General features: G+C 69.1%; 6 protein-coding genes and 1 pseudogene. 2 read left to right on the top strand and 5 right to left on the bottom strand.

Annotation, left to right across the window (positions count from 1 at the left end; genetic code table 11):
* The coding region (locus GA0070558_RS31445) for a transposase family protein (RefSeq protein WP_141722388.1) at positions 1 to 322 on the top strand (322 nt) is incomplete at its 5' end.
* A 115-nt stretch (positions 323 to 437) separates the two neighbouring features.
* On the opposite strand, the gene GA0070558_RS31440 is transcribed toward GA0070558_RS31445, so the two are convergent.
* From GA0070558_RS31440 to ltrA, 3 genes are all read right to left on the bottom strand, one after another.
* A complete protein-coding gene (locus GA0070558_RS31440; RefSeq protein ID WP_176734465.1) occupies positions 438 to 1,958 on the bottom strand; it encodes an AlbA family DNA-binding domain-containing protein in 1,521 nt (506 codons plus the stop codon).
* Between the two features lie 95 nt (positions 1,959 to 2,053).
* A complete protein-coding gene (locus tag GA0070558_RS31435) occupies positions 2,054 to 5,470 on the bottom strand; it encodes a hypothetical protein (RefSeq protein WP_256092237.1) in 3,417 nt (1,138 codons plus the stop codon).
* A gap of 165 nt (positions 5,471 to 5,635) precedes the next feature.
* Positions 5,636 to 7,024 carry a group II intron reverse transcriptase/maturase gene (ltrA, locus tag GA0070558_RS31430; protein ID WP_256092236.1) on the bottom strand — a complete coding sequence of 463 codons (1,389 nt, stop codon included), beginning with the start codon at positions 7,022 to 7,024 and terminating at the stop codon, positions 5,636 to 5,638.
* A gap of 1,043 nt (positions 7,025 to 8,067) precedes the next feature.
* Between ltrA and GA0070558_RS31425 the strand changes: the two genes are divergently transcribed.
* Positions 8,068 to 9,297: an IS256 family transposase gene (locus GA0070558_RS31425; RefSeq protein ID WP_091286808.1), complete on the top strand. Its 1,230-nt coding sequence runs from the start codon at positions 8,068 to 8,070 to the stop codon at positions 9,295 to 9,297.
* Between the two features lie 10 nt (positions 9,298 to 9,307).
* Here the strand turns inward: GA0070558_RS31425 and GA0070558_RS34770 are convergent, their stop codons facing one another.
* Both GA0070558_RS34770 and GA0070558_RS35265 read right to left on the bottom strand, forming a co-directional pair.
* Complete coding sequence (locus GA0070558_RS34770; protein WP_256092235.1) at positions 9,308 to 9,487, bottom strand: hypothetical protein; 180 nt, start codon at positions 9,485 to 9,487, stop codon at positions 9,308 to 9,310.
* Positions 9,488 to 9,652: 165 nt separating this feature from the next.
* A pseudogene (locus GA0070558_RS35265) lies at positions 9,653 to 9,826 on the bottom strand (ISL3 family transposase); the annotation flags it as partial.
* Between the last annotated feature and the right edge of the window lie 100 nt (positions 9,827 to 9,926).

Below are 9,926 nucleotides of genomic sequence, written 5' to 3'. Positions count from 1 at the left end.
CGTCACCGGCGCCCTGTACTGGGCAGCCTCCGAACTGCATCTACCCACCCTGGCCGACTCCGGCTACGAAGGCGCCGGCCAGGGCATCCACACCCCGTACAAGCAACCCGCCGACGGCCGTCGCCTCGCGGTCGACAACCGCGCCTACAACGCCGTCCTTCGATCGATGCGGTGCCTCGGAGAACGCGGCTTCGCCATCCTGACCGGCCGCTGGCGCACGCTACGCCACAGCACCGCCAGCCCACGCAGCCTCGGCGACATCGTCCGTGCCGCCCTCCACCTCACCCACTACGAACACCGATACCTACCGAATTCTTGTTGAGATCACGTCAGTGTCGGAGGTGCCGTGTTCGGGGTCGATGAGGGCGCTGTGCCGCGGTTCATCCAGCACCGACGTAGTTTCATCTGCGAGATCGGCTGAGGTGGAGCTTGGGGCATTACCAAAAGTGGCCGAGCCTGCCTCCTTCCTGAGCGGCTAGCTCCAGAACCTCGTCGAGCGCACGGCGCACTTCATCGATAGCGCGGCCGGGGTATACGTCTTTCGTCAGGTTCTCGTCGGTGCGTAGCCGGTGCACCATGGGTGCGATCCGGTGCTCGTAGAGCCAGGCGAAGCTAGGGTAGAACTGGTATCTGGTGCGCTGCGGCGGGGTATCGAGCGCTGCGGCGACGCACCACAGCAGGTCCGCCTGACACACCGAATCGATCACCGGATCGCCGGGAGCAGGCGGCGTTCCGAGGGGCAGGTTATCGACGAGGTGGCCTGGAAGGTCGGGGCGCAGCGCCGGCAACGTCGAGATCAACTGTCGGGCGGCTGCTACCAGTCCGCCCCCGACAGGTTCTGCGGCCGTGTTGGTGAGGACGACGTGGCGCCTGGCCGCTTGGACTTGGGCGTGACGCAGCCAGGACACATAGGCGATGGTGTCTCCCGCAGGGCGGAGCGCAAGCTTGCGGATGACCCACCATTGGTCCAGCCGCACGGCGAGCGCTATGACCGCGAGGATCCGGGCGGCGATGGCGAGTCCGCGATCCGCGGCGGTGTTTGTCAACGCTTCTCCGTTGACATACAGCCGGTGGTAGAGGCGAGTCAGCATCGTGACGACGTCGTCGGCGAGTTGTTCGTTGCTCAACGTGACCGCGATAGCGGCGACGGCGGTGGCCCGGTCGAGTAGCTGCAGCAGGTCCTCGCCAGCGGCGGCGGCGCCCTGGGCCAGCAGGCCGAGACCGTCGCGCTGCAGACCGAGCACGAGCAGTCGCAGGGCGGAGGTGTCGCTGCGCCGGATCGCCTCGGTGACCGCGGTATCGAACTGCTCCTGCCCGATCTGCCATGTCAGCGCCGCCGCCGGTCCGGCCGCCAGAGCCAGCCCTTGGTACTCGCGCCGGAGGGCGTCCATCAGCTCTGCGAGCCTGGCACGTTCCTCCTGCCGAACCATGGCCACGTGGGGCGCGATGAGGCCGCTCAGATCCGCGGAGCGCCACTTGCGAGTCTTCGTGCCTTCGCGCACGTACACATCTCCACCGCGCAGAACTATTGTCGGCGTGCCGCCGTCGTTGGCCACGAAGTCGGCCTTGACCACCGGGAACAGGCCGTCGTCGCGCCGCCGCAGGCAGACGAGCACCACCGTGTTGCCGTCGACGGTGTGCACGCTGGAGGAGACAGACACCTGGCCTTCGAGGTGTTTGGTCAGCAGGTCGTGCAGCCGGGATGCATCGTAGTCGGCGGCCTCGATGGCTGCACCGCTGGGTACGCCGGCACCGTCGACACCGATGACCAGGTATCCGCCCTGTGGGCGGGACAGCATCGCGGCGCAGTCTTTGACGAACTCCAGCCGACCCTTCGTTCCCTTCGCCAGCGATCGCTCCTGCTTGAAGTCGAGTCCGTCGAACTCGGTCTGCAGCGCGAGCAACTCATCGAGTCGTTCACGGTCGACTCGCCCGTCAGCAGCGGGTACCGGATCCATCTGCGCTTGTCCTCTCACTCCCATCCTGATCCCACCGCACCGTTTCGAATTGCGGAGCATTCCGCGACCGGTGGGCTGCTCGCTGGTAGCGGCGGTCAACTCATGTCGATGGCGTACGCCTCCTCGCGCACGTCGGCGTTTGGGTGTTGGCGTAGCCGGATCAGCTGGTCCCGCCATGGGGTTCTCCAACCGAAGCTGGCTCCGTGCTGGACCAGGGCTACCGCGAACAGCCCGCCGGCGAGGTCGCCGCGACCCGCCAGCCGCGTGATGGTGTCGGCAAGAGCCTCTGAGTCGGGCCACTCGCGGAGGCTTCGCAGGCGGGCGCCGACGCGTTCGGCGATGCGGGCAGCGAGAACGGGTCGGCCTTCGCACATTTCGGCGATCTCGTGGAGATTGTCCAACCGGCCGAGGTCGACCAGCAGCGCGGTGGCCGTGCTGGTGAACGCGGGATGCTCGGCGAGCCGTCGCGCCGATTCGACCAGTGCAGCCCGGTCGGCTCCGGCTGGCTGGCTCTTGGACCGGACGGCCGCGCCGCGTGCAAGAAGTTCGATACGGCGTCGGGCCGGGCGGTCCGATACCGGATCGCCAGGATGGTTGTCGCTTGTATCGCGCTCCACCAGCTGGGCCAGGGCGGCACCGAGTACCACGTCGCCGCCGGCCTTGAGCAGGTTGGCGACCTCAATGGACGCCGCCGGTTCATCGAGGTCGGTGAGCCGGTCCAGGACCAGTTCGGTGATCCCGAAAAGCCACGGCGACCATTCCCCGAGCTGACCGAACGCAGTGCGCCGGACCTGCCGGTCGGCGGTGCGGCAGGCCTCGATCATGAGCGCCCCGTAGCGCGGACGGTGCCGTTCCGGGATCAGGTGCGGGTGCGCGCTCAGGACCGCGCGCCGCTCCTCCCGGCTGCCGTGCACTGCGGTGCGCAGGATGGTCCAGCTCGCCTCGGTCTGCAGCTGCTGTCGGGCGGCGGAGACGATCGCCGCACGCACGTCGCGGTGCGCGTCCGCGTGGTGGTACGCGTCGAGCAGTGTCGTCATCACCGGTGGCGGTCCGTAGCGTGCCAGCAGCCGGGCCGCCTCCTTCCGGCTGGTGATCTTCGCCGGGCCGGTCAGTACCTCGGTGAGCACCTCGGCCAGCCGCGATGGTGCGATGTGCCGGGCGGCCCGGCCGGCCGCGTACAGCGCGACCCGCGCCCGGTCACTGTCGGCGTAACGGAGCAGCACCGGCAGTGCCTCATCAGGTCGGTCGGTCCAGACCAGCGCGCCCAATGCCGCTTCGGCGATCGGCACCTCGGGGGCGTCGAGGTGGCGCAGCACCAGCTTCCGGCCTGCGCCGGGAACGCCGGCAGCTGCTCGGATCGCCGCCGCGCGCTGCCACACTCCCAGCTCGGTGTCGGCGATGGTGAGGTCCAGTTGGTCCACGAAGCGGGCCTGCTGGTGGGGCAGCCAACGGTCGGCGTGAGGCGCCCAGGCGGGCACCCATCGCGTCCCCGGTTCAACGAACCGGCCCCGCAGGCGGCGTTTGAGTACCCGGTCGAGCAGGTCGGTGCGGGATGCGCAGATCGTCGCCCACACCTCGGGAATCGTCACCGCCGTCGGGTCGGTGGCGAGGACCTCGGCGACGCGTTCCGAGCGGGTACCCGGGTCGTCGAGCCACAGCCCGACCGCCGTGCGGGCCACCGACGGCAGGGTGTGCGGATCGATCGCCCGACGCAGCAGGTCCTGCAGCTGTGGCAGCCGCCAGGCCCGCTTGCCGAGCGCGTGGGTGAGCGCGAAGAGCGGCCCGTACCGGCCTCGGGCGATACCGGCCTCGATCCAGCCGCGTAGCCGTTCGAAGACCAGTGTCTCCTGCCCGCGGCGCAGCACGGTGTCGAAGCGGCGCAGCACCGGCACGCTCGCGCCGGTGCTCACCAGGTCGATGGTCAGTAGCGCCCACTCGCGCAGCTGCGGCACGGCGACGTGGTGTTGCAGGACGTCGGCGGCGAGGGTGCTCAGCGCTGTCGTGGTGGTGGCGGAGGCGTCGCGGGCGTCGACCACGTCGGTGGTCAGCTGCGTGAGCCCGGCCGCCGTGTCCGCGGTGAGCAGCGGTGCCACCTTCGCCAGCGCGGTGAGCGCGGCGGCGCGTACCGGATCCTGCTCGTTGCGCAGTCGGCCGAGCCGCACGATCACCTGAGCCACCGCCTGCGGGTCTCGGGAGCGTCGGGCGGCCTGCACCAACAGCGCGTAGCCGTGCGCCCGCTCGTCGGCGTCGCCCGAGCGCAGCGCGACGTCCAGCGCCGCCGACGCGTCCGGCCACGCCAGGTACGCACGCCAGGCGCGAACCTCGGCCTCCCGCTCCTGAATCTTCGCCAGACCCAGCACCCGGGTCGCCTCGCGGACCCGGACCGCGGCCGGCAGCACCTCCATGATATCGGCCGCCGGCACCAGCGCTGCCGTGTCGACCTCGGCCAGCGTCCGGTCGTACAGCTCCCCGCGCCGGGCCGGCGCGACAGCGTCGAGCAGCGTCGCCAGAGCCCGGCTGTGATCCCGGAGCCGATTGGCCAGGGGCACCAACTCGTCGGTGGACAGCACCGTCAACCGTCGCAGCAGGGCCGGCGGCAGCACGGTCCGCCGCAGCCAGGCGGCGCGACCGGGCGCGGTGAGCAGATGGGCGACACGGCTGGCGTCGAATGCCGCGAGCACTCCGTACGCGTCGAGCGGGCCGGGCAACGACTCCTCGGGTGCGTACCGTTCGAGCAGGTCGAGCGCCTGCCCCGGCTCACACCGCAGCACCGCAGCGGCGGCGTCACCCCAGATCCGTGCGCTCAGCTCGGGCGGGGTCGCGGCCAGCCGTTCGCGGACCCGGTCCAGCAATGGGCCGGAATGCCACCGGACCAGCCGCTCCAGACGCAGCGCGTGCTCCAGGTCGGGTAGCAACGCACGTACCGTCGCATCGCCGCACGCCGGCAACAGTGCAGCGGCCTCATCGTCACCGAACTGCGCACGGACCTCGCCGATCAGCGTGTCAGCGACGGCCGGCGCGCGCCGACGGCGTAGTGCCCGATAGACACGCCGCCGCTCTACCGCTGACCGGTCGGTGATATCGCCGACCGGGATGCCGGCGCGCAGCGCCGCGGTGAGCGCGGCGCCCCTGATCGACGGCTGAAGATCGCGCGCCGCGACGGCGATGCCGTCACTATCCCCGGCCACCATCGCAGCGACCAGGGCGAGGTGCCGCTCGTACGGGCCCTGCTCACGCAGTTCGGCACAAACCTGGACGCGGTCGGACGTAGTGCGCGCCCATTGTGCGAGGCGGTTCATCCGCGTGCCGTACGGCAACGGGTCGAGAGACGTCAGCAGGGTACGGGTGACGGCGTGCACGGCGTTCATTGTGCCCGCCAACGTACCGGGCGTGAGATCGATTATCGCCTCGCTGGCGCCGATTGGCATCGATGCGACTATCGTCATGTGAGACGATGGCAAGAAAATTCTTGACAGAGGCTGGAACCGGGGCGCTTCAACCGAATCGGACACTGTGAAGAGATTTGATCAAGGCTGCAAGCTGGGCCGTCTGACTTGTCGTCTAGTTGAGTCGGCCTGGAGCGCGGTGCCAGCGTTGCCGTTGGTCCGTTTCTCCAGGCCGCTCGCCGAACCCGCCGTGCGCGTTTCCGCGCAACGGGCTCTCCACGGTTGCTGTCGTCAGGCGTTGTCGGGTGTGGGCCAGGGGTTGGGGATCGGGCGTTGCCGGTAGCGGGTCACGGAGATCGCCGCGATCGGTTGGTGCGCGGTCCCGTCCGCGGTGATGGGCAGCCACCTGCCGGTCGGCGTGGTGAACTGCTTGCGGGCGGCTTTCCAGTTCCAGCGGTGTCGGTGCATGAGCATCGTGATCAGCCGTTGCCAGGTGAACCTGTCCAGGGTGTGGAAGGTGTGCTTGGCGACGGCGTGCCGGAAGTAGTTGGCCCAGCCGTGCGTGGCCTGGTTGAGCCTGGTCAGCACGGATTTCAGGTTCTGCTGTGATGTCCTGCGGGTCAGTGCTCGGATCTTCGCCTTCAGCGACCGGATCGGCCGGGCGGCGATGAACGTGTACACATGCCACCGGTTCGAGCCTCGCTTGCGCTTCCACTGGATGTGGAAGCCGAGGAAGTCGAACCCGTCGCCCAGGTGCACGATCCGCGTCTTGGCCGGCGACAGGCGCAGACCCAGCGGAGCGAGCACAGCGGCGATGTCCTCGCGCAACGCGGCCGTGTGGTCCTCGGTCCCGTGGACCAGGACCACGAAGTCGTCGGCGTAACGGACCAGCCGCCACGTCGGCAACCCCCGGCTGCGCCGGTAGTTACGGCGTCCGCTGGTCGACATTGTCCCGCCAGGCTTCCACGGCGCCGTCAGATGCTCGTCGAGCACCGACAACGCGATGTTGGCCAGCAACGGAGACAGGATGCCGCCCTGCGGCGTGCCGGTATGGGTGTCCCGCCGGTCACCGAGTTCGGTGAGGATCCCGGCTTTGAGGAACGCCTTCACCAGCGCCAGCACGCGTTTGTCGGTCACCCTGGCTCGGACGCGGTCCATCAACGCGGTGTGGTCGATGGAGTCGAAGCACGCTTCGATGTCCGCGTCGAGCACCCACCGGTACCCGTTGGTGCCGAACGGGTGGATGTCGGCGACTGCGTCCTGGGCCCGCCGTTTGGGCCGGAACCCGTAGGAGACCGGCTCGAAACCGGCCTCGAAGATCGGTTCCAGCGCCAGCTTCAACGCCGCCTGCACGACTCGGTCCGCGACAGTCGGGATACCGAGCTTGCGGACCTTGCCCGACCCGCCGGGTTTCGGGATCTTGCGTTCCCGCACCGGCAGCGGCCGGAACGTGCCCGCCTTCAACTGGGCACGCAGGTCGGTCAGGAATCCGGGGACGCCGATCGAGTCCTGGACGTCGGCGGCGGTCAGGCCGTCGACGCCGGGAGTGCGGGCTCCCCGGTTACCGGCGACCCGGTCGAACGCCATGATCAGCGTCGCCGGGTCGTGCACGAGGTTGAACAGGTCATCAAACCGGCGGCCGGGATCGGCCGCCGCCCAACGATGAAGTTTGGTCTGCATCTCCGCTACCCGATCAACCGGACTGGAGCCCGGTCGGGCGTCGCCGTTCGGCGGCGCGTCTTGCGGCATTACAGCATCCATCCCTTCGCGTAACCGCTGCCGCCCTTCCCCATGTGCCGGGCTCTCCCCGGCTCGGAGTACTACGGCGGCTCCGCCCCACCCGACCCGTTCGACGGTCGGTGCGCCTATCCCGGACCGACCGCTGGAAGCGGACGGCTCGGGAGCCGAGGCCGGGTGGTTCCCGTGTTCACTGCTGTTCGTTCGTCGAAGGAGGAGCCCGACTTTGCCCCTGCGGCCTCGCCGTGGGTACGCCGCAGACCTTCCCCACGGCCTCCCGGACCGGCGATCCAATCCGACCCGGAAGATCCCCGCCACCAGCGGCGACGGGTCAGCACCGCCGCCAGCCCACATCCACCAGATTCGAGCCGGTAACCCATTGAGGGACGTAATGACGCCGGTTCCTCGCGTACTCCTCTTCGTCTCGCTCGCCGGACCCGCACCATCTGGCAGTGCTGGCACACCCCGGCTTTGTCAGGGCTGCTTCCCACCCGAACCGGCACCACCCGGACCAGGCTGCCCTCAGCTACGCCCACCTGCTGCGACAGGCAGACGGTGGCGGTCTTCCACCTCCACTCGAACAACAGCGCCTCACGGCGCACCGGATCAGAAGGTTAGGGGTTCGAGTCCCTTCGGGCGCACAAGATCAACAGGGGTCTGACCTGCTGATATGGCGGTCAGGCCCCTCTGCGTTTCTGTCCCCTGTGGTCGGTTGGGTGCTCGATGGGTGCTCGTGCGACGAGCATCCCTCACGTCCGGCCCTGTCCGGTGGGCGGTTGTCGTGTCCGGGTGGGTTTTGCCGAGCAATGCTCGAAACCTGTGGATGAGCGTCGGGAGGCGTACCCTCCCGGCGATGCTCCATGTCCAAGGAATCGAGTAGAGCCCGCGCGCCAACGCGGGTGGGGAGGGTACGCCCGTGCTTACCGTAGTCAACCCGGATGAGCCGACGCCAGCGACCGTGTCGGAGCCGGCCGTGAGCGGCGTCGTTGATCGATGAGATCGTGCGCGACGGCGCCCGGCGGATGCTCGCCGTCGCGCTGGAGGCCGAGGTCGCCGCGTACATCGCCGCGCACGCCGACGAGCTGGACGACAATGGCCGCCGCCTCGTCGTGCGTAACGGGCACGCCCGGCCGCGGCAGGTGCTCACCAGCGCTGGGGCGGTCGAGGTCGCGGCGCCGGGGGTCAACGACAAACGCGTGGACGAGGTCAGCGGCGAGCGGCGGCGGTTCGCCTCGGCGATCCTGCCCGCCTGGTGCCGCAAGTCCCCGCGGATCAACGAGGTGCTGCCGCTGCTCTACCTGCACGGGCTCTCGTCGTGCGACTTCGTGCCCGCGTTGCAGCAGTTCCTCGGCACCAGTACGGGGCTGTCTGCGGCGACGATCACCCGGCTCACCGTGCAGTGGCAGGACGAGGCCCGCGTGTTCGCCGGCCGGGACCTGTCCGGCGTCGACTACGTCTATCCGTGGGCCGACGGCGTGCACCTGAACGTGCGCCTGGACGAGGCGAAACTGTGCCTGCTGGTGATGGTCGGTGTCCGGGTCGACGGCCGTGAAGAGCTGGTCGCCCTCGCTGAGGGCTACCGCGAGTCCTCCGAGTCGTGGGCAGACCTGCTGCGTGACTGCAAGCGTCGCGGGATGCGGGCTCCGGTCCTGGCCGTCGGTGACGGGGCGCTCGGGTTCTGGAACGCGTTGCGTGAGGTGTTCCCGACGGCCAGGGAGCAGCGCTGCTGGTTCCACAAGATCGCCAACGTCCTCGGGGCGCTGCCGAAATCAGCTCATCCCGGGGCGAAGAAGGCCCTCGCCGAGATCTGGAACGCCGAGGACCGCGAGCATGCCCGCCGCGCGGTGGCCGCGTTCAAGCTGGCCTACGGCGCGAAGTTCGGTAAGGCCGTCGCGAAGGTCGTCGACGACCTCGACGAACTCCTGGCGTTCTACGACTTCCCGGCCGAGCACTGGGTGCATCTGCGCACCACGAACCCGATCGAGTCGACCTTCGCGACCGTCCGGCACCGGACCAAGGTCACCAAGGGACCGGGCTCGAAGGCGGCCGGGCTCGCGATGGCGTTCAAGCTGATCGAGGCCGCTCAGCAGCGGTGGCGAGCAGTCAACGCGCCACACCTGGTCGCCCTCGTCCGTGCCGGCGCACGCTTCGAACGCGGCAAACTCGTCGAACGACCCGCCACCGGACCAGTCACCACTGAGACCGCAGCCGCCTGATCAAGATTTCTCATCCACAAGTCTTGACTATTGCTCTCGCCGGGGTGGCGCACGAGAATGTCTGCAGCAGCGCGTCCACCGGCAGTCCCGCGGCGAGGTACCAGGCGACGATCTCGGTCTTGGTCTTGTCCCAGAACGGGCTGTCGACCCGGATAGGTCGTCCGGCGAACTCGGTCAGCACGTCGCTCATCCGCGCGAACGCCTCCGGGCTCTTGTCCGCCGTGTGATCGCCCTTGACCCCCGATACACCAGATGACGTCTGCGCGGAACGCCGCGAGCATCGCGAACAGCACGTTGCGGAACGGGATCAGGTCGCCCTGCACCGTGGCTCGGGCCGACAGGTCGAGCTCGGCGCTGATCTCCAGATCCATGCCGTGTGCCGCGGCGCCCCGCACACTGGACAGACAGCGGTGCCCCACGGAGTCCGCGCCCGCACCACGATCCACTCGCCCTCGTCGACCACATCCTCTATGACCAGCGGGGAAAGACCCGAGAACACCGCCCGCGCAAGCCCATCGACATCCTTCACGCCAGGGTCAACGACCCTCACGATGCTCCGTCACCACCGAATGTGAGACAGGGCCGTTCGTTTGACAGACCCCACCGACGAGAACGCCCGGCGGCTCACA

This window comes from Micromonospora haikouensis, from assembly GCF_900091595.1.
Lineage (GTDB): Bacteria > Actinomycetota > Actinomycetes > Mycobacteriales > Micromonosporaceae > Micromonospora > Micromonospora haikouensis.
The sequence above is the reverse complement of the archived record's forward strand: the minus strand, read 5'-3'. Positions and strand labels throughout refer to the sequence as shown.

What these genes read in the sequence shown, in the direction of transcription:
- GA0070558_RS31440 (WP_176734465.1), bottom strand. Translation starts at nt 1,958, where the DNA reads ATGGATCCGGTACCCGCTGCTGACGGGCGAGTCGACCGTGAACGACTC.
- ltrA (WP_256092236.1), bottom strand. Translation starts at nt 7,024, where the DNA reads ATGCAGACCAAACTTCATCGTTGGGCGGCGGCCGATCCCGGCCGCCGG.
- GA0070558_RS34770 (WP_256092235.1), bottom strand. Translation starts at nt 9,487, where the DNA reads ATGAGCGACGTGCTGACCGAGTTCGCCGGACGACCTATCCGGGTCGAC.